Here is a 19083-nt window from a genome sequence, read left to right on the forward strand (position 1 = left end):
CTGCATGAAATCGTTGCTGCTGTTCATTTTGCTGTCGTTCTCAGTGTTGGCGCAGGGGCAACAAACCATGCTGGCGGGCAATCTGAGCAGTGTCGGTTCCGATACCCTTGGCTACCTGATGACGTTGTGGGGTGAGGATTTCAGCCGCCAGTCACCGGGCGTGAACGTGCAGGTGCAAGCGGCGGGTTCGTCAACCGCTCCCACCGCGCTGGCAGCGGGCGCGGCCCAACTTGGACCGATGAGCCGCCCGATGCAGGTGGATGAGCGCCAGTTGTTCATTGCTCGTTATGGCTATCCCCCGCTGGCGGTGCCGGTCGCGATGGACGCGTTGGTGGTGGTAGTCAATCAGGACAATCCGCTGACGCAGATTGCGCCGCAGCAACTCGACGCGCTGTTTTCGGTGACGCGTCTGTGCGGTGCACATCAGGCGCCACAGCGCTGGGGTGATGTCGGCTTGACCGATCCGCAGTGGGCCACGCGCAGCATCCAGCGTTACGGACGTAACTCCGCATCCGGCACCTGGGGGTTCTTCAAGCAGCAGGTGTTGTGCAAGGGCGATTTCCGCGCTGATGTGGCGGAATTTCCCGGTTCGGCTGCGGTGGTGCAGGCGGTGGCGGCCACGCCCAACAGCATTGGTTACGCCAGTTTCGGCTTTCATCTCAGTGGGGTGAAGACGTTGCCGGTGGTCACCAACAGTGGCGAAAGCATCATGCCGGATGCGGAATCTATTCGTAGCGGTCGCTATCCGTGGTCGCGTCCACTTTATCTCTATATCAACAAAGCGCCCGGCAAACCGTTGCCGCCGTTGGTTTCGGCATTTCTGCATCAGGTGTTATCGCCCCAGGGGCAGCGTCGGGTCAGTGAGGCGGGATATCTGCCGCTGTCTGACAGCCAGATGGCGCAGGCGCGCGCCGCCATTGAGGAAAATTGAAGAACGTGCATCGCAACATGAATTTTCTTCATGTCACCTGAATTTTCTTCGTTTGCCCAAATCCGCTCAGCATGTCACTCTTCTTAGCCATATAGCCATCCAGATGGCTAAAAATAACCAGGTGAAATTATTACCTGACGCAACTATGCGTTTACGGCTTTAGCCAGGAGTGATCATGCAACGAGTAACCGCCCCGTTCCGTGCCGATACCGTCGGCAGTTTTCTGCGTCCCGCTGCTATTAAGCAAGCGCGCGAGCAGTTTGCGAAGGGTGAAATTGATGCCGCCGCGCTGCGTCAGGTCGAAGATGAGGCCATCCGTCATGTGGTGGAACAGCAGCGTGCCAACGGTCTGAAAGTGGTCACCGATGGTGAATTCCGTCGCGCCTGGTGGCACTTCGACTTCTTTGATGACCTGATCGGCGTCGAGCGCTACGAAGCGGAGCAGGGCATTCAATTCAACGGCGTGCAGACCAAGGCGCGTGGCGTGAAAGTGACCGGCAAAGTGGCGTTCAATCCGAACCACCCGATGCTGGAACATTTCCGCTTCCTGCAAAGCATTGCCGGTGATGCGGTGCCGAAGATGACCATTCCCAGCCCGAGCGTGCTGCATTTCCGTGGTGGTCGTAAAATGATCGATGCCACCGTTTACCCGGATCTGAAAGCGTACTTCGCTGATCTGGCGCAGACTTACAAAGATGCCATCCAGGCGTTTTACGCGGCAGGCTGCCGCTATCTGCAACTGGACGATACCGTCTGGGCCTATCTGTGTTCCACCGATCAGCAGCAGCAGATCCGCGAGCGTGGGGAAGATCCCCAGGAACTGGCGCGTATTTACGCTCAGGTGTTGAATACCGCGCTGGAAGGTAAACCGGCGGATCTGACCGTCGGTCTGCATGTGTGTCGTGGCAACTTCCGCTCCACCTGGATCTCCGAAGGCGGCTATGAGCCGGTGGCTGAGGTGCTGTTTGGTGGCGTGAATATCGATGCCTTCTTCCTCGAATATGACAACGAGCGTTCCGGTGGTTTTGAGCCGTTGCGCTTTATCAAGCCGGGCCATCAGCGGGTGGTACTGGGCCTGGTCACCACCAAAACCGGTGAGCTGGAAGATCCGGCCCAGGTAAAAGCGCGCTTAAAGGAAGCGGCGCAGTTCGTCAGCCTCGATCAGATTTGCCTCAGCCCGCAATGCGGCTTTGCTTCCACCGAAGAGGGCAATAGCCTGAGCGAAGATCAGCAGTGGCAGAAAATCCGCCTGGTGGTCGACATCGCAAATCAGGTGTGGTGATGCTGTAAAGTTGTGCAAACAGGCGCGTAAATCGCGCCTTTTGTGCATCTGAAAGCAAGGTTATGCGCGGATATCTCCTGTCCTGTGGAAAGTTTAAACAAATCATCTGATGTGATTTCGACCTTATCTATATTGATTCACTGCTTTTTATCTGTTTAGCGCTATATCATTCTGGTTTTCCGATCCCGTATTGCCTTTCTCCGCTATAAACGTTTTACTACGCGCCGTTGTCGATTCTTCCCTCTGTGAACAGAAGAAAAGCAGTTTAAATCACCTGCGCTTTAACCCTACGACGAGCATAACGCACTGGCGTTGACGGATAAGTCGTTGTTTTGGCGCGGTCAGGGAGCAACACAAACTCAACTTTCACCGCAACATCAGCTACAGGCAGTACAGAAGTTTATGACATATCGTTTAACCCCGAAGGATATCCTCGCGCTGGGCTTTATGACGTTTGCCCTGTTTGTTGGCGCAGGAAACATTATTTTCCCGCCGATGGTAGGTATTCAGTCCGGCGAGCACGTCTGGGTCGCCGCTATTGGCTTCCTGATCACTGCCGTGGGTCTGCCGGTGATGACCGTTATCGCGCTGGCGCGTGTTGGCGGCGGTATCGATGCCCTCAGCTCGCCGATTGGTAAAGCTGCCGGTTTACTACTGGCGACCGTTTGCTATCTGGCCGTTGGCCCGTTGTTTGCTACGCCACGTACCGCGACGGTATCATTTGAAGTGGGGATCGCCCCGCTGACCGGTGATGGCGCGCTGCCGCTGTTTATCTACAGCCTGATCTACTTCTCGCTGGTGATCGTGATTTCCCTCTATCCGGGCAAACTGCTGGATACTGTGGGTCACTTCCTCGCCCCGCTGAAAATTGTTGCTCTGACGGTACTGGGCGTTGCCGCACTGCTGTGGCCGGCTGGCGGTCTTTCCCCGGCGACGGCGGATTATCAGCGCGCAGCCTTCTCCAGCGGTTTTGTTAACGGCTATCTCACCATGGATACGCTGGGCGCGCTGGTGTTCGGTATCGTTATTGTTAACGCGGCGCGTTCGCGCGGCGTGGAAGATTCCGGCCTGTTGACCCGCTACACCATGCTGGCCGGTATCATTGCCGGTGTCGGCCTGACGCTGGTGTATCTGTGCCTGTTCAAACTGGGTTCAGACAGCGGCGCGATTGTTGATCAGAACGCCAACGGTGCGGCGATTCTGCATGCTTATGTGCAGCAGACTTTCGGTGGTATGGGCAGCTTCTTCCTTGCGGCGCTGATTTTCGTGGCCTGTATGGTGACGGCTGTCGGACTGACCTGCGCCTGTGCAGAATTTTTTGCGCAATACCTGCCGTTGTCGTATAAAGCGCTGGTCTTTATCCTCGGCCTGTTCTCAATGGTGGTGTCGAATCTTGGCCTGAGCCATCTGATTCAGATTTCCATTCCGGTGCTGACGGCGATTTATCCGCCTTGCATCGTGCTGGTGGTGCTGAGTTTCACCCTGAATTGGTGGAACAAGAGCAGCCGTATTATCGCTCCGGCGATGCTGGTGAGCCTGCTGTTCGGTATTGTCGACGCGATCAAAACGACCAACTTTAAAGACGCGCTGCCGTTGTTCAGTCAGCACCTGCCGCTGGCCGATCAGGGACTCTCCTGGTTACCGCCGTCACTGGTGATGCTGCTGATTGCCGCAGTGGTGGATCGCGTGAAAGGACGCGAACAAGTCGCCGTTCACCAATAAGCGACATTGCTGTTAATTTCGACCACGGGCCTGCCCGTGGTTTTTTCATTTGCAAGGTACTGTTGTTATGCAAGAAACCAATAAGCTCAAACGTGGACTGAGCACGCGCCACATTCGTTTTATGGCACTGGGTTCGGCGATTGGCACCGGGTTGTTTTATGGCTCGGCGGATGCCATCAAGATGGCCGGTCCCAGTGTGCTGCTGGCGTATATCATTGGCGGGGCGGTGGCGTATATCATCATGCGCGCGCTGGGGGAAATGTCGGTAAATAATCCGCAGGCCAGCTCCTTCTCCCGTTATGCGCAGGATTATCTTGGCCCGCTGGCGGGTTATATCACCGGCTGGACCTACTGCTTCGAAATTCTGATTGTCGCCATCGCCGATGTGACCGCGTTTGGTATCTACATGGGGGTATGGTTCCCCGAGGTGCCGCACTGGATTTGGGTGCTGAGCGTGGTGTTGATTATCGGTGCTATCAATCTGATGAGTGTGAAGGTGTTTGGTGAGGTGGAATTCTGGTTCTCCTTCTTTAAAGTCGCCACCATCATCATCATGATCATCGCCGGTTTCGGTATGATTTTCTGGGGCATCGGCAATGGTGGGCAGCCAACGGGTATCCATAACCTGTGGACCAATGGCGGCTTCTTTGCTCATGGTGTGGTCGGCATGTTGCTCTCCTTACAGATGGTGATGTTTGCTTACGGCGGGATCGAGATTATCGGTATCACCGCCGGGGAAGCCAAAGACCCGAGCAAATCCATCCCGCGTGCGATTAATTCCGTGCCGTGGCGTATCCTGGTGTTCTACGTCGGTACGTTGTTTGTGATTATGTCGATCTATCCGTGGAATCAGGTCGGCACCTCAGGCAGCCCCTTTGTCCTGACTTTCCAGCATCTCGGCATTGCCGCAGCGGCTTCCATCCTGAACTTTGTCGTGCTGACGGCCTCCTTGTCGGCGATCAACAGCGACGTGTTTGGCGTGGGGCGTATGCTGCACGGGATGGCACAGCAGGGGCATGCACCGAAGATGTTTATGAAGGTGTCGGAGCGCGGTATTCCGTGGGTCACGGTGCTGGTGATGATGGTGGCGATGCTGGTTGCGGTGTACCTCAACTATCTGATGCCGGAGAAGGTCTTCCTGGTGATTGCCTCGCTGGCGACCTTTGCCACCGTGTGGGTGTGGATCATGATTTTGCTGTCGCAGATCGCTTTCCGCCGCAAAATTGGTAAGCAGGAAGCTGGCAAGCTGCAATTCGCTCTGCCGGGTGGCAGCGCCACGGCATGGGTTGGGGTCGTGTTCCTTGCCTTTATCATCGCGCTGATCGGCTACTTCCCGGATACGCGCGTGTCGCTGTACGTCGGATTTGCATGGATTGTGTTGTTGCTGCTGGCCTGGCCGCTGGTGAAGCGTAACAAGTAACGATCGCAAATGTTTGTAGCGGCGCGATTTATCGCGCTGTTGTTTTTTTGTCCCCTGACGGCATTGCGCGATAAATTGCGCCGCTACAATAACTTGCGAATAATCACCAGTTCTTACCTAACGCCATCTCGCCACCATAAGGGCTAAGGTGGTTGTTATCGTAATACAGTGGCAAGCCACCGTTGGCAAACATGCAACCATTGTCATTACAAAGCTTGTCACGCAAAGACAGCACCCGTACGTCTGACGTCTGATAACTCTGCAACAGTTCATCCACTGCGGCTTCCGGGTACTGGAACAGTTTGGTGCGCGCTGTCGGTAACGGTGGCGTATCCCAGCGGCCCAGCCAGTCACTCAACTCGCGGCGAATCGGGATGTTGCGATTGTTGCTGTAACGCAACGGATCGATATCCAAGGATGGGGCGTCCTCAATAATGGTGACTTTTTTCCCCGCTTTGCGCAGTTCAGCAATCACATTATCCATGCCAACTTTCAGCGCCTCCAGATTGTCCTTTTCCGGGTGTGCCAGCTCGCGAAAGCCCGCCTTGGGCAGGATACTCATGCCAGAGGCCCAGTAAGCGCTGATCACCACTTCATCAATCTTGTCACTCAGCACCATTTTCAGTACTTCGCGATTAAAATCGACGCATTGTTGTGCATGTGTCGGCACCTGGCTCACCACCCGTGTCACACCAATCAGGAACGGGCAAGACGCTTTGGTCAACTGGAACAGCGGTTTGTGCTGACGCAGGGCATATTCCGCCACCGTGGCGCGCAGCGCCGCAGCATGGCTGTCGCCGATTAAGGCGATACCGGGTTGGTCAGTGACCGGATGGCATTGCGCATCAAGTGACGGGAAATTCGCGCCGTAATCCAGCAGGCAGGGATTGCGTTGCGCCGAAATCTTCCAGGATTCGCCGTTGACCACCAGCTCGCTGACCCGGTATTTCATCCCACCGGTCTGCCACACCACCACCATGGCACCGGCAGCCAGCAGCGACGAGGCGCAGTAAACCGGGATCACCAGGCGAGTGCCGCGTTGCGGATGACGGAAAGGTTGCTCGACAAAGCGCCATGACAGCCAGGAAATCAGGAGGGCAAAGGCGCTGATCATCAGGCCCTGCCACGCGGTTAAGGGATGATCGCTAAAGATCCGCGCCAGACTAAGCAGCGGCCAATGCCACAGATACCAGGAGTAGGAGACGGTGCCGATAAACCGCATCACACGGTTTTCCAGCAGCAGCTGGTTCAGGCGGCCACGCGCACCAATCATCAGACAACCTGCCGCCACCGGCAGGATCGCCAGCCAGCCCGGAAAGTCATCCTCTCGGGTCATGAACATGGCGCTGGCGACAATCAGCAGCCAGCCCAGCAGATTGCACAGGTTAGCGCCGCGTCCCACTTTGGGTTGCGGCTGCCACAGCGCCAGCAGTACCCCGGCACCCAATTCCCAGGCACGGGTCGGCAGCAGGTAAAAAGCATGGGTACTGTCCCTGGGGGTCAACCACAGGCAGGCGACCAGTGAGGCGATGCTGAGGACTAAAATCACGCCAGCCATCGAACGCTTAAAACGGGCGGCCAGCAGCAAGATAAAGGGCAGCACCACGTAGAACTGTTCTTCGATACCGAGGGACCAGGTCATCAGCAACGGATTTAAATCGGAATCGCTGCTGAAGTAGTCGCCGCTTTTCATCAGCAGCATATTGGGTACGGAGATGAATACTGCGACGCTGTATTTTGCCAGTTGGCTGAACTCAAGGGGGGACAGCAGGATATAGCCGAGTAGCAGCAGAATGGCCATCATAAAAAACAGCGCAGGCGCGATACGTCGAATACGGCGTAAATAGAATTGATAAAAGGAGAAACGCCCTGCGGTGATTTCACGGCTAATAATGCCACCGATTAAAAATCCGGAAATAACAAAAAAGATATCAACCCCGATAAAGCCACCCGGCAGAAAGCTCACGCCGGAATGGAACAACACCACCGACAGAATAGCGACAGCGCGCAAGCCATCAATATCCGCACGATAACGGAAACTATCCGAATTGGTCATAATACCGCCCGTTGATTTTTAATTACCTGACGCAAATGGCGAAAAAATAAATCGGCGACTCCTTGTCGCCGAAAAACAAGGGTAAAAAAATAATGAATCAAGGGATGATTGACACTGACAGGTTAACCCGAGGTTAAAAGAATCCGAATGCCTGACGGGAAATATAGAAAATCCTCAGAGGACACTGACGAATAGCTTACGAAATCTTAATGATTGTATTTGGGTCAGATAAGCCAGAGGAACGTGCGCGTTCGTAGCGGCGCGATTTAACGCGCGGATTTTTCTGGCCGCGCGCGCAGAATTGCGCGATAAATCGCGCCGCTACGGATAATTGACGGGGATTATTGCCTGTTTATCCAACGCCTGGCTGAAGGTGTTCAGGGTGGATTGATAAGGGCACAAGGTACCGACTTCCGTCACTCTACAGTTTTTCTCATGCCACTCCTGACGCAGCAACGGATGGCGATCGTCCACCGGCGTTAAATGCCGCAAATCATCAAGGCTTTGCGCCTGGAAGTAAATGCGTACAAAACGTTGTCCCGTCGATATATCGCGCCAACGTTCAAACACCAGGCTACTGCCAGGGGGAACGTTACCGCGTGCATAGCCTGGCAATTGCCAGTTGAAGTTCATCAGGGTGCGCACCCGCGCGATATTGGTATCGTGCGCCACCAACAGCAGCCAGCGGGTATCCGGGGAGGCATTGCCGTCGCGGTTGACGCCTTGTTCCAGGCCTTTTATCACCGCGTCCAGCAAGATCGAGCCGCGGCGCTGTGCCATGTAAGGGACATCGTTGCTGAGGTCATAGCTGGCGGTCAGAATCGGCAGCAAGGCGGTGATCTGTGCGGAAGAGGTGATGTTGCCCCATGCCAGCTGGCTAAGCGGCAGGTTTTCGCTCCAGCCGAGACGCAGCGTTTCGACCATGCTGGCCAACACGCTCAGCCCCTGTACCCAGGTGTGGCCTGTTTTCGTTTCTTTTAATTGCCACGCTTGGGTAAACGCGGTGCAGTCACTGCCGGGCGCGCAGACCGCCTGTCTGAGTTGTTGTATGGCGGGTTGGAGTTGCTGTTGTAGCGCGGCTAAATCACCAGCTTTGGCGATGATAGCGGCCTGTTCTTTGGTCGGGTCAAGCTGGGCAAATGGCTCCTTTTCGCTCTGGAACAACGGATCGATATCGCCATCCACATGATGAATCGCCACACCACAGCCAGGAAAGGCACCATCAACCAGCGCTTCAGCGGTGGCGCGCGTGCGTTGCAACGGGCTGGCGCGCACATAGATATCCGTGGCAGTCGGGCACCCACGGGTGAGCAGACCCAGTTGACGATAATGCTCACCCTCCCAACGGCCTTTGTTCACCACCGCGGCATAGCCGTGGCCGGTCAGTTCGCCGTCGTGGGTGGTCCACTGCGTCCAGGCGCGCTGCGTGGCGGCTTCGATCTCTTTACGGTTGCCGGGCGTCGGTGGTCGCACGCCGTGGCGGCTGATTTCGACCACTTTTTCCAGTTGATAGCGATCCGCAGCCTGGCTATTACCGAGCAGCAGCAATAAGGCGCTGGCCAGCACCAGGCGGGCGGGCAGAGAAAATCGCACCGACATCAGCACATCCTTAATTACAGGAGAGAGGAGGAGGGCAGCATCGCTTTCAACTGCGGATAGAGCACCGCATTGGCGAGCAGCACCGGATTGCCGTGTTTCAGCCCGTCATTATGCAGATAATCATTGGTGACGCCGCCTGCTTCACGCATCAGCACGATACCGGGCAGGCCGTCCCACGGGTTCATGTGCGCTTCGTAATAGCCAATCAGCCGACCGGCCGCCGCCCAGGCGCTCATCAAGGCACCCGACCCGGTGCGTATAAACATACCGCCCTGTTGTAGCAGCGCCGAAATAAAGGAGGTGAGGGGTTCAGCGGGCTGGCTGTTGGAACTGCTGATGCCCAGTACGCCCTGATTGAGCTGCTGGGCGCTATGGGCCTGAATGCGCTTATCGTTAACCCAGGCCCCCTTGCCACGGCAGGCATGGAACTGCTCGTGATGATTGGGATCGCTCACCACGCCAATCACCGCCTCATCTTCACACACGATAGCCAGTGATACGCACCAGTTATGCAGGCCATTGACGAAACTGCTGGTGCCATCAATCGGATCCACTACCCAGACAAAACGCGCACCCTGGGTGTCGCCGCCGCTCTCTTCACCCAGCACTGCATCTTCGGGAAAGCGTTCGGTAATCATGTACTTAATCAGTTGTTCCACATTACGATCGGCTTCGCTGACCACATCCTGGAGATCCTTCTTATGCTCGACTACCAGTTGATGGCGTTGCTGATACCAGGAGAAGGCGCGGCTGGCAGCGGCGGTGGCGACATCACGGGCAAAATGGTAACGCGCGTCAAGTTCAGTAAGTGATGCTGATGACATCTTTCCCTCTTATGATTTATACCCTTCGAACGACTCGCCCCCTTCGGGGATTGGGTAGTGTGACAGGCGAAATGGCTGTGTGATCCAGGTAACGAAAGATAAGAAAGGCTTCATTAAGCCGCAGATGTTTGCGGCTGGCAAGAGGGGAGAGGATTCTGAATGTGTTACAGCTGCTGCGTACGCGCCAGTTCCATCAGTCGCGGATAAAGCTGGAAGAATTGTTGCTCCAGTCCGGCATAATTCTCGACGAAATCCTGATATGAATCGCGCAATGCGGCGAGACGTGGACGGCGCTGCGCCATGCCACTCAATACTCGCGCCAGACGGGCCGGTTCAGCGTAATGTTCCAGCCAGCGCTCGCGCCACATCACCGCGTTCAGCTCGATAAAACCGTCCGGTGTACCCTGTAATTGCGGCATAATTTCCCGTTCTGCCGCAGCAGAGAAGGCCGCCAGCGATTGCGAGGGATGGAACTGATCCCAGTGACGTGCCAGGAAATGATCCCAAATCACATCCAGGGTGATCGGTGCCACGCGCCGGGTTTCTGCACGAAACCACTGACGCGCCTCGCGCACTTCAGGCAGGCTATCGGTCAGGCTATCGAGACGCCGATGCAGCAAAATGCCGTCGGCAATCGGGGTTGGCCATTGTTGATGCGGATTACCGCGCACAAAGTCGGCCATTAAGTTGCCGAGCAATGAGCTGTCAGCTAACTGGGCCAGATGGAGGTGAGCGAGAAAGTTCATACCGCATTATATACACGTCATCCTTCAAGTTACAGGTGCGTTGGCTACGCGCGCTCACCCCAGTCACTTACTGGTGTAAGCTCCTGGGGATTTACGCACTTGCCGCCTTCCTGCAACTTGAATGATTTTGTGTATAGACAGAATCAATGAAGCACAGCCAGTTGTTCAGAATTGGTCGCTTTTCCGCTAAACTATGCCGCCTGTTTTTAGTCCTGAAGAAGTTGAGCATGCGTGTAGCGGATTTTTCCTTTGAATTGCCAGAATCTTTGATCGCCCATTACCCCCAGGCGCAGCGCAGCGGTTGCCGTCTGTTATCGCTGGATGGCCCAAGCGGTGCGCTGAGTCACGGCGTGTTTACCGATGTGCTGGAGAAGCTCCATCCGGGCGATCTGCTGGTATTCAATAACACCCGCGTGATCCCGGCGCGCGTTTATGGCCGTAAAGCCAGCGGCGGTAAAATCGAGATGCTGGTGGAGCGCATGCTGGACGACAAACGGGTGCTGGCGCATGTGCGTGCGTCAAAAGCACCGAAGCCGGGAGCAGAGTTACTGTTGGGCGATGACGAAAGCGTCAAAGCGACTATGGTGGCGCGTCACGATACGTTGTTTGAAATTGCGTTCGAAGATGACCGTGCGGTGCTGGATATCCTCAACAGCGTCGGCCATATGCCGTTGCCGCCGTACATCGATCGCCCGGATGAAGAAGCGGACCGTGAGTTGTACCAGACGGTGTACAGTGCACGCCCGGGTGCGGTTGCCGCGCCGACCGCCGGTTTGCACTTTGACGACCCACTGTTGCAGGCGCTGAAGGAGAAGGGCGTGGAGATGGCGTTTGTCACGCTGCACGTCGGTGCCGGGACCTTCCAGCCGGTGCGCGTCGAGACCATAGAAGATCACACCATGCACTCCGAATATGCCGAAGTGCCACAAGAAGTAGTGGATGCGGTGCTGGCCTGTAAAGCACGCGGCAATAAAGTGGTAGCGGTAGGCACCACCTCGGTTCGCTCGCTGGAGAGCGCCGCGCAGGCAAGCAAAGATGCGCTGATTGCGCCTTTCTTCGATGATACTCAGATTTTTATCTATCCCGGCTATCAGTATCAGGTGATCGATGCGTTGATCACCAATTTCCACCTGCCGGAATCCACCCTGATTATGCTGGTGTCGGCGTTTGCCGGTTATCAGCACACCATGGCGGCTTATCAGGCGGCGGTGGCTGAGCAGTACCGTTTCTTTAGCTACGGGGATGCCATGTTCATTACCCGTAATGTGAATGCACCTGACGAAAACGTTGGGTCTTAACCGTCAGACTGTTTCTCTGATGCTCAGAGTCAGTCGTCACAGGATGGCGCGTGATATTCAGCAGTTAAAACATTAACTTACGAGTGATATTTTCGCTGCTCTTTTTTCATATTCGTCGTCCTGTGCCAGAAATGTGACAACACCGCTAAATCTGCTCAAATGTTCGCCACTCAGGTGAGCATATTTATTGACCATTTCCAGCTTCTCCCATCCACCAAGTTCTTTCAGTACCATCAGTGGTGTTCCGTTCTGCACATGCCAGCTTGCCCAGGTATGGCGGAAGTCGTGGAAGCGGAAATCACTGATGCCTGAAAGTGATAATGCCTTCCTGAAATCATCCCTGTTTATTTCGTTCATCTTCTTCCCGTGATGAGCGAAGACATAGGCACTGTCACGCGGCAGATTATTAAGAATGTCCACGGCAACGTCATTGAGCGGAACGGGACGTGCGCGCCCTGATTTAGCGTCCTCTGCTGCAATCACAGCAACCTTCCTTCTCAGGTCGACGTTTACCCACTTCAGAGAAAATATTTCCCCCTTCCTTGCGCCGGTCAGAAGTGCAAATGAGCACACTGCCTTCATCCATTCCCCCGACAGATTATCAATCAGTATTCTCGCCTGATGCTTTTCTATCCACCGGACACGCACCTTTGGCTCGCGCAGTGACGGCACAAAAACTTTCCTGTCCAGCCACCCTGATTTCTGCGCCAGAGAGAATGCCCTCATGACAAACGAGCGATAACGATTTTTCGTGGCGTTCGCCAGCGGTTTCCTGGTTGTGGCATTATGCGTCGGCAGTGAATTCAGTATTTCCTCGCCCGTTATTGATGACACAACCCTTCCCCCAAAGAAGTGCAGAAAGTAACGGGCGTAAATCTGCTTGTTCTCAAATCCTGATTGCCCCTCCGCATCGCGCAGCGCGGCAACCATTAGGTCTTCGAACGTTCGCTCAGGCTTCTTGTCCAGATTGCTGACAGACCACATTTCATGCTTCAGCTTGTCATGCAGTTGCTGGGCCTTTACTTTTTCCTCGGTGCCAGCAGATCGCCTAATTCTTTCTCCGTCTGGCGCTGAGATATCGATCCAGTACGTTTTACCCCTTTTGTAGATCGGCATACTTTCCTCTCCTTACCGCCTACAACAGCCAGCCGGAGAACATTGTTATCTCTTGCTGACTGCTGTTCAAATTTTTTCATACTGTCGATGTTCGCGCGCCAGCCGCAGCCAACTTTGAACATGTGGTATTTTGCAGGGTCCCGATAAATAGTTGACGCCGACACCCGGATAAGTGCGGCGTACTCCCTCACTTTCATGAAGGCTTCAGCGTCAGGCATGCTTACTCCTGTTATAAAATTGAGATATCAGCGGTTATGTCGCCATATGGTTACAACGCATATGGCAACGAGGATGATGAATGTGAGGGTGAGGATGATTTTATGGATGGTCATTCACTATCCCGGTCATTACTTCGGGGCGCACCACGATATCTCGGCTTTGCCTGTTTGGTAGGTTTGCGAATAGCGTTAGCGAGAATGGCATCCCACACAGCCTTTTTATTTGGCACCCACATTCCGCCATCACCATCAATCCAGCCCGGCGCAACATCAACAGCAAATCCCTCCAGGAGAGCGCATGGAACGGCCAGCGTGTGATAGCTGTTGTTGTAATACGAAAGGTCTTTCATGACTTCTGACTTGGCATATCGCCCTGATGTCCCAACCCGTGCCCGATATCCGCTATCATTCGGTCCCCACAATGTGATGTATGGGTTTTTCCTTTCTGTCCATTTCACGGACACGATGAAATATTCCGTCTCTTCAGACATAACAACTCCTCACGCAGAGCGCGATAATTAAATGGGGTGGGGGATTATTTGGTGAGAAACTGAAGCTTGTTTATGATTTCGCTAACATCCACATCATTATTTTCAGCGTGCTCGCCGAGTAACTCCGTAATAAGCTCCACATCCTCTTCCGTGAAATGGTCATCGCGATAATCGAAAAAAGAAATAGATGACGCCTTTCCTCCGAGGATGTCTGTTGTGAAGCCAATTGCTGGCTCTTTACCATCGGGGAATTTCACCACTAACGTATATACACTCATTTAATTGAATCCTTTTTTCGTGGCTTCGTCTTCTGCCGACAGTCATTCCATACCTGTTCAGCAAACTTAATACGCTCAATGGACCAGCCATCCTTGCGCTTTACAGGCTGACCTGCTTCCGTCCATGCGACACCATTGAGATATTCGGTAAAGTCTGGGTCGCGAACTTTTAGCATTACGCCACCCTCCGATTCTTCAGCGCGTGCAACTCCTTCGCATGGTCTTCACAGCATTCCCGGCTGCAATAATTACTCCCGCTTTGAGATGGCTCTCCGCAATCTCCATTCATGCAAACTGCTGACCGAGGTGCCGGTTTCTGTCTGTTAGCCAGAGCAACGATAATCATCTGCTGCTCACGTTCTGCTGCTTCATCAATCGGGTCTGCGTGGTTCATGATGCAGCCTCCATGAATGCCTGCTCACACTGCAATGCCACGCGGTTGATGTGCTGCTCCATTGCCTGCAACGACTGAACATCAGAGAGCTGCACATCCAGGTTAATCAGCGCTGTAATCGCCTGGCTGAGTTTCGGGAAATAGCCGACCAGCGAAAGGTATTCGCTACCGGCGTTCTTGCCATCCTTGACGGTTTTCTTTTCCTGAACGATGTACTGATATTGGTCAGCGGTGAGCACATATTTGTCACCGAGTTCGATATGCATGGTCATTTCTCCAGGTTCGGGTAATAAAAAACCCCGCCGTGGCGAGGTTGTCTTTTTTATCTTGTTTCGAAAATTCTTCCGCAGTCGTAACAGATAAATCTCTTTATTCCAGGGGCTGAACGCACCTTAAATGAACTGCATCCCGGACAGCGGGGCTTTATTGAAAACAACATACTCTTTGCACTCCTTTTTTAACGGGGAATTTCCCGCTATAGGAGTATATCCCGGCACTATTTTCAGTGGTTAAATCGAGGAAAAGTCTTATGCCAGTTTAGGAGCTGGAAGGGTTACTCGGTTGGTGGGGAAGGGAGTGGTTGCATTGTTTCTACAGACATCAGCGCATAATGCTGCGCCTGCGATTCGTTGACATCCTCCCAGCCATAAAGGTGGGATTCCTACCGTGTTCAGGCCGTAGCCTGGATCACTTCAGTGGGTTCCTGATTCATCGGGTGGCCAGAATGCACCATCCCTCCACAGGCAAGTACGGCATGTCCTGCCGCTAAAATATTACGTGCGCCGTTGATATCGGCATTCTCCGTGTATCCGCACTCGTGGCATTCAAATTTACTTTGTGTCTGGCGATTCTCTTTCGCTGTATGACCACAGCAAGCACAGCGCTGGCTGGTATATGCCGGAGGTACAGCCAATACCTGACCCCCGCGCCAGAGTTGCTTGTATTCAAGTTGACGGCGCAGTTCGTACCATCCCTGATCCAATATTGAACGGTTTAACCCTGATTTTGCCCGGACATTGCATCCAGGCTGAGCAATGGTTCCCGCTGCTGACTTCGACATGTTGGAAATCTTCAGGTCTTCAATAACAATGACCGCGTGGTTTTTGCTTATTGTCGTTGTGACCTTATGAAGATAGTCTCGGCGGATGTTGGCAATATGGGAATGTAGGTTTTGTACTTTATGCTTGGCCTTCTTCCAGTTCTTGCTGAACTTGACCTTACGGCTCATTTCGCGCTGGAGTCTGGCCAGTTTCTTCTGATTGGATTTGAAGCTATTTACAGGCTCGAAAATCGTCCCATCTGACAGAGTGGCCAGCTTTGCGATGCCTGCATCGAGCCCAACAATTGACGTTGAAAGATGTACTGGGTCAGCTACCTCATATTCTGTCTGGATACTGACATACCACTTACCGCATGACTGGCTGATAGTGACATTTTTCACCAAACCAATGACCTTCTGGCTATTGCGGTATGGCATCCATCCAAGCTTGGGCAGAAAAATACGGTTATTTTCCTGTTCTAGCTTTACACCCTGAGGATAACGAAATGAATCACTTTTCCCGCGCTTTTTAAATCTTGGGAATGCTGCCCGATGCTGAAAAAAGTTTTTGTAGGCGCGCTCAAGATCTTTTAACGCCTGCTGTAATGGCTGCGCTGGCGCTTCTTTCAACCACTGTGTTTCGGGAATGCTTTTCCACTTCACAAGCCAAGCGGCCATGTGGTTGTAGGGAATGTATTTACCTCCGGCCTCATGATTTTCATTCTGGGCTGCCAGTGATTTGTTGAAAACGAAACGACATGCCCCGGCAAAGCGCCGCATGTCACGCCCCTGCTGACCGTTTGGTCGTAATTGGAATTTGAAGGCTTTTAATCGTTTCATTTTTGTCATTATACCTTTACCCATGAAAAATTAAAATTATGCAGGTTCTACCAGACGAACAATAACAGGCATCATTTGGTTGGCTCCTTCATTCGTGACAATTGACTCTCCAGCCATTTAATAGTGAACTCCCGCGCTTCGTCTTTGGATTTAAATCCATCACCAATCAGAAATTCACGCCGGGTTTTGCACCCATATTGGTTTATCCCTTCATTGATTGACGTCCCGCCAATACGAACCTCAATTCCCCGACCACAGGTAACAATCTCTATGTTTTCGATGGTATCCTTCATACCCCTCCCTCCCCGACATGCCCACCGTTACGGAGTCGTGCGGCGAACTCGTTAGCAACTCGTGCCGAATACGCCAGTACAGCGTCATTCTGATGTGGTTTTCCTATTTTGGTGCGTTGGCTGGTCGCGAACATCTCCACGCCTTCAGCATGCATCGAATTGAGGTAATCATCAGTGGCTGGGGTTTCAGGCGATTCCACATACTGAGAATAATCACAATTAGGGCAGTCCTGATATCCACCATCAATGTTGCACGCCTTTTTCAGGGCCGCATTCTCCGCCGTCACAGCGTCCAGTTTCTGTCTTAGGGTTTCATAATCTTCGAGCAATAAGGCAACCATATCTTTCAGTGCCACATTCTCATCATCCACTGCATCCAGCCTCTGTTGCAGGTCGATGATTCTATTTTCTCTGCTCTCTGATATCGCCTCTGCTGCATGCAGCTTCTGTTGTAGCTCAGCAATTCTTTCGTGTAAGTCCATATCTCACCCCATACTCAAAATTGATAATCCCCACCAGAACATCAGCAGAGAGGTTATTGTTGCTATGACTAACCACTGACGTTCTTACCAGGCCATGATTACTCCTGCATTTGCGCCCCGAACCTGCCGCGAATGGTGTTGGTAAAGTCGCGCCAGTCTTCCATTGGCCGCGTGACGTAGATGACAGGCAGCATTGGGCGGCGTGACATCTCTCTGTGCTCAATCTTCTTAATTGCCAGAATGTAGAGCGATTCCTTTCGCTCTTTGGTCAGCAGGCGAGGGTGGTCACGACCTTCCTTCTGTGCTGCTAAGGCCGCCATGACACCTTCCAGTGCTTCCTGTTTGCGTCGCTTAATCTCGCTTTCAGATGCTTTCAGGCGTGCGTAATACGCCGGTAGGTCCGGTGATGGAAACATGGTAGCGGCCTTAGTGGTGGGTTAAATCAGAAGTCTTTGACTGGAAGTGAGGTGAAAAATTCTGATAGCTCATTGTCGCCAATCTTGTAATCAGCCCACTTGCTCGCCAACGTTGATGGTATTGCAATAGTGGATGAGCTTGTTGCTACTTCATTTGGTAGCAGGAAGACATGCTGGACGGCGTTGTCGTTGCATAAAGCGTATAGGACAAAAAAATCCGATTTGTCCTTCTGCTTGTTCACACAGAAAGCCCAACGGTCACTGCACTTCTTACCTCTTGAATTTCTTCCTCCATTATGGATTTTCGAGGTTTTAACATCTACGGTGTACCCCAACACCGTGAAGTCCACAGTTGACTGATATTCCATCTCATTGTTGTCTATCGCGAATGGAACGGCGACTTTAAACAGTGATTCACCAATCACCGCTAGCCTGTCTGTGACCGAGCCATATCTCGCCTTGTCTCCGGTTACTGGAATTCCGCATTTCCTTAAGTGCACATAAACAGTTTGCCATGGTATGCCTAGCTCTTTTCCTGTGAGCTTAAGGTTTTTAAGTCTTCCGTAACTTTCAATACATTGCTCTGATATGGTCATCTTTACTCCTTAAAACGGGATCATCTCATCATGTTCTTGCAATCCGGATTGTTGCTGCCGTTGAGATTGTTGTCCGATGCTAGTACGTGGTGGCAGGTCGATGTCGCTGACCAGGATGGTTGGAATTGACGCCTTTGTGCCGTCATTTCTTTCCCACTCTTCCAGGACGAAAGCGCCGCTTACTGTGACCTTTGCGCCTTTTACAATGCTCTGTGATAGCTTCTCAGCCATCGCGCCAAACATTTTGCATTGCAGCCAGGATGTTTTTTCGTTCTCACCAAAGCCAGATTTGGCAGGCAGTGAGAATGTGGTGATGTGCTTGCCGTTCGGCGTGACGCGAAGAACTGCGTCCTTACCCACATTCCCTGAGATGGTTATTACGTTGATAGGCATCAGGCTGCCACTCCTTCTAACTCTGATTTGCGATCGAGATATACAGACAAGGCTTTGTCGTGCTGCTCAGTTCCGGACAGCGTTTTATCCGCAGACTTCCATGCGTTTTCCAGCTCGCTGATTGTTGCCTTCATGGCATAAGCAGTGAAGTCGGTAAGTAGCTGCTGAGGTGTTCGCTGGTCGGCGTGAGGCCTCTGCTGAGGTGAGACATTGTGAACCTCGGCATCAGGGTCAGTGGCGGTCTCTTCCGTCGGGATACAGAACGCCTGAAATGCCGCGTACTTGTAGGCGATAGACATGGCTTTGTTGGTTGCCTTGTCGCCGCTGTCCATTGCCTCACCGTAAGTCACAACCGTGTGGATGCTTCCATCTTCCGTCGCCACAAAATCAAACTCAGCTTTCACCACGACATAAAACAAAACGCCGCCTTTCTGCGTGGTTCGTTCGGTAACAGTGCGCTCGGTAATTCGTGGCAGAATGACCAGACCGTGCTTTGCCAGTACCGGTGCCAGCGCGTTATAAACCTGGTCGATACCGCGAAACTGAAACCCCTGTTGTACGTTCTTGCGATCCTTGCTGATGCCTTTCTCAGCCATTTCCTTGGCTACTGCGCTGATCGCCTGATAAACCTTTCTTGTTTCCATATGAA

Annotated in this window: 22 protein-coding genes; 5 read left to right on the top strand and 17 right to left on the bottom strand. The window is 53.1% G+C overall.

The window, feature by feature from the left end; genetic code table 11:
* The first annotated feature begins 4 nt into the window (after positions 1-4).
* The 4 genes from AC6I8W_RS04705 (at position 5) to proY (ending at position 5355) form a co-directional block, all read left to right on the top strand.
* On the top strand, positions 5-931 hold the full coding sequence (locus AC6I8W_RS04705) for a PstS family phosphate ABC transporter substrate-binding protein (RefSeq protein WP_497837178.1): 927 nt from the start codon (positions 5-7) through the stop codon (positions 929-931).
* A gap of 175 nt (positions 932-1106) precedes the next feature.
* Entirely contained in the window at positions 1107-2213 is a 1107-nt protein-coding gene (locus AC6I8W_RS04710; RefSeq protein ID WP_497837179.1) for a cobalamin-independent methionine synthase II family protein, read from the top strand.
* A gap of 402 nt (positions 2214-2615) precedes the next feature.
* On the top strand, positions 2616-3935 hold the full coding sequence (gene brnQ / locus AC6I8W_RS04715; RefSeq protein ID WP_480368822.1) for a branched-chain amino acid transport system II carrier protein: 1320 nt from the start codon (positions 2616-2618) through the stop codon (positions 3933-3935).
* 67 nt (positions 3936-4002) lie between these two features.
* Positions 4003-5355 carry a proline-specific permease ProY gene (proY, locus tag AC6I8W_RS04720; RefSeq protein WP_497837180.1) on the top strand — a complete coding sequence of 451 codons (1353 nt, stop codon included), beginning with the start codon at positions 4003-4005 and terminating at the stop codon, positions 5353-5355.
* Positions 5356-5458: 103 nt separating this feature from the next.
* Here proY and AC6I8W_RS04725 read toward each other — a convergent pair whose 3' ends face one another.
* The 4 genes from AC6I8W_RS04725 to AC6I8W_RS04740 form a co-directional block, all read right to left on the bottom strand.
* The gene (locus AC6I8W_RS04725) at positions 5459-7411 is read right to left on the bottom strand and encodes an acyltransferase family protein (protein ID WP_497837181.1); all 1953 of its coding nucleotides are present in this window, start codon (positions 7409-7411) and stop codon (positions 5459-5461) included.
* 321 nt (positions 7412-7732) lie between these two features.
* Complete coding sequence (locus AC6I8W_RS04730; RefSeq protein WP_497838103.1) at positions 7733-9013, bottom strand: histidine-type phosphatase; 1281 nt, start codon at positions 9011-9013, stop codon at positions 7733-7735.
* Between the two features lie 11 nt (positions 9014-9024).
* Positions 9025-9834: an inositol monophosphatase family protein gene (locus tag AC6I8W_RS04735; RefSeq protein ID WP_497837182.1), complete on the bottom strand. Its 810-nt coding sequence runs from the start codon at positions 9832-9834 to the stop codon at positions 9025-9027.
* A gap of 164 nt (positions 9835-9998) precedes the next feature.
* Positions 9999-10580: an acyl carrier protein phosphodiesterase gene (locus AC6I8W_RS04740; protein WP_497837183.1), complete on the bottom strand. Its 582-nt coding sequence runs from the start codon at positions 10578-10580 to the stop codon at positions 9999-10001.
* Between the two features lie 227 nt (positions 10581-10807).
* On the opposite strand from AC6I8W_RS04740, the gene queA reads away from it, so the two are divergent.
* A complete protein-coding gene (gene queA, locus AC6I8W_RS04745) occupies positions 10808-11878 on the top strand; it encodes a tRNA preQ1(34) S-adenosylmethionine ribosyltransferase-isomerase QueA (protein WP_497837184.1) in 1071 nt (356 codons plus the stop codon).
* A 72-nt stretch (positions 11879-11950) separates the two neighbouring features.
* On the opposite strand, the gene AC6I8W_RS04750 is transcribed toward queA, so the two are convergent.
* The 13 genes from AC6I8W_RS04750 to AC6I8W_RS04810 form a co-directional block, all read right to left on the bottom strand.
* Positions 11951-12994 (bottom strand): tyrosine-type recombinase/integrase, encoded by a 1044-nt coding sequence (locus AC6I8W_RS04750; RefSeq protein ID WP_497837185.1) that lies wholly within the window; start codon positions 12992-12994, stop codon positions 11951-11953.
* Positions 12898-13212, bottom strand: coding sequence for a hypothetical protein (locus AC6I8W_RS04755; protein ID WP_497837186.1), 315 nt, complete (start codon positions 13210-13212; stop codon positions 12898-12900). Before AC6I8W_RS04755 ends, AC6I8W_RS04750 begins: the two co-directional genes overlap by 97 nt.
* A 110-nt stretch (positions 13213-13322) precedes the next feature.
* The gene (locus AC6I8W_RS04760; RefSeq protein ID WP_497837187.1) at positions 13323-13703 is read right to left on the bottom strand and encodes a hypothetical protein; all 381 of its coding nucleotides are present in this window, start codon (positions 13701-13703) and stop codon (positions 13323-13325) included.
* Between the two features lie 44 nt (positions 13704-13747).
* Positions 13748-13981 (bottom strand): hypothetical protein, encoded by a 234-nt coding sequence (locus tag AC6I8W_RS04765; RefSeq protein ID WP_497837188.1) that lies wholly within the window; start codon positions 13979-13981, stop codon positions 13748-13750.
* Positions 13978-14157: a hypothetical protein gene (locus AC6I8W_RS04770; RefSeq protein WP_497837189.1), complete on the bottom strand. Its 180-nt coding sequence runs from the start codon at positions 14155-14157 to the stop codon at positions 13978-13980. Before AC6I8W_RS04770 ends, AC6I8W_RS04765 begins: the two co-directional genes overlap by 4 nt.
* 214 nt (positions 14158-14371) lie before the next feature.
* On the bottom strand, positions 14372-14641 hold the full coding sequence (locus tag AC6I8W_RS04775) for a DUF5405 family protein (RefSeq protein WP_497837190.1): 270 nt from the start codon (positions 14639-14641) through the stop codon (positions 14372-14374).
* A gap of 404 nt (positions 14642-15045) precedes the next feature.
* Positions 15046-16254 carry an RNA-guided endonuclease InsQ/TnpB family protein gene (locus AC6I8W_RS04780; RefSeq protein WP_497837191.1) on the bottom strand — a complete coding sequence of 403 codons (1209 nt, stop codon included), beginning with the start codon at positions 16252-16254 and terminating at the stop codon, positions 15046-15048.
* 71 nt (positions 16255-16325) lie between these two features.
* Positions 16326-16547, bottom strand: a complete 222-nt coding sequence (locus AC6I8W_RS04785) for a hypothetical protein (protein WP_497837192.1) — start codon at positions 16545-16547, stop codon at positions 16326-16328.
* Complete coding sequence (locus tag AC6I8W_RS04790; RefSeq protein WP_497837193.1) at positions 16544-17029, bottom strand: hypothetical protein; 486 nt, start codon at positions 17027-17029, stop codon at positions 16544-16546. Before AC6I8W_RS04790 ends, AC6I8W_RS04785 begins: the two co-directional genes overlap by 4 nt.
* 98 nt (positions 17030-17127) lie before the next feature.
* Complete coding sequence (locus AC6I8W_RS04795; protein WP_497837194.1) at positions 17128-17445, bottom strand: hypothetical protein; 318 nt, start codon at positions 17443-17445, stop codon at positions 17128-17130.
* A gap of 26 nt (positions 17446-17471) precedes the next feature.
* Positions 17472-18041 (bottom strand): hypothetical protein, encoded by a 570-nt coding sequence (locus AC6I8W_RS04800; protein ID WP_497837195.1) that lies wholly within the window; start codon positions 18039-18041, stop codon positions 17472-17474.
* Between the two features lie 9 nt (positions 18042-18050).
* Positions 18051-18434: a single-stranded DNA-binding protein gene (locus AC6I8W_RS04805; RefSeq protein ID WP_497837196.1), complete on the bottom strand. Its 384-nt coding sequence runs from the start codon at positions 18432-18434 to the stop codon at positions 18051-18053.
* A complete protein-coding gene (locus AC6I8W_RS04810) occupies positions 18434-19078 on the bottom strand; it encodes an ERF family protein (protein WP_497837197.1) in 645 nt (214 codons plus the stop codon). Before AC6I8W_RS04810 ends, AC6I8W_RS04805 begins: the two co-directional genes overlap by 1 nt.
* Between the last annotated feature and the right edge of the window lie 5 nt (positions 19079-19083).

The sequence above is a fragment of the Pantoea sp. X-Soil-TKNS-1211 genome, from assembly GCF_059730495.1.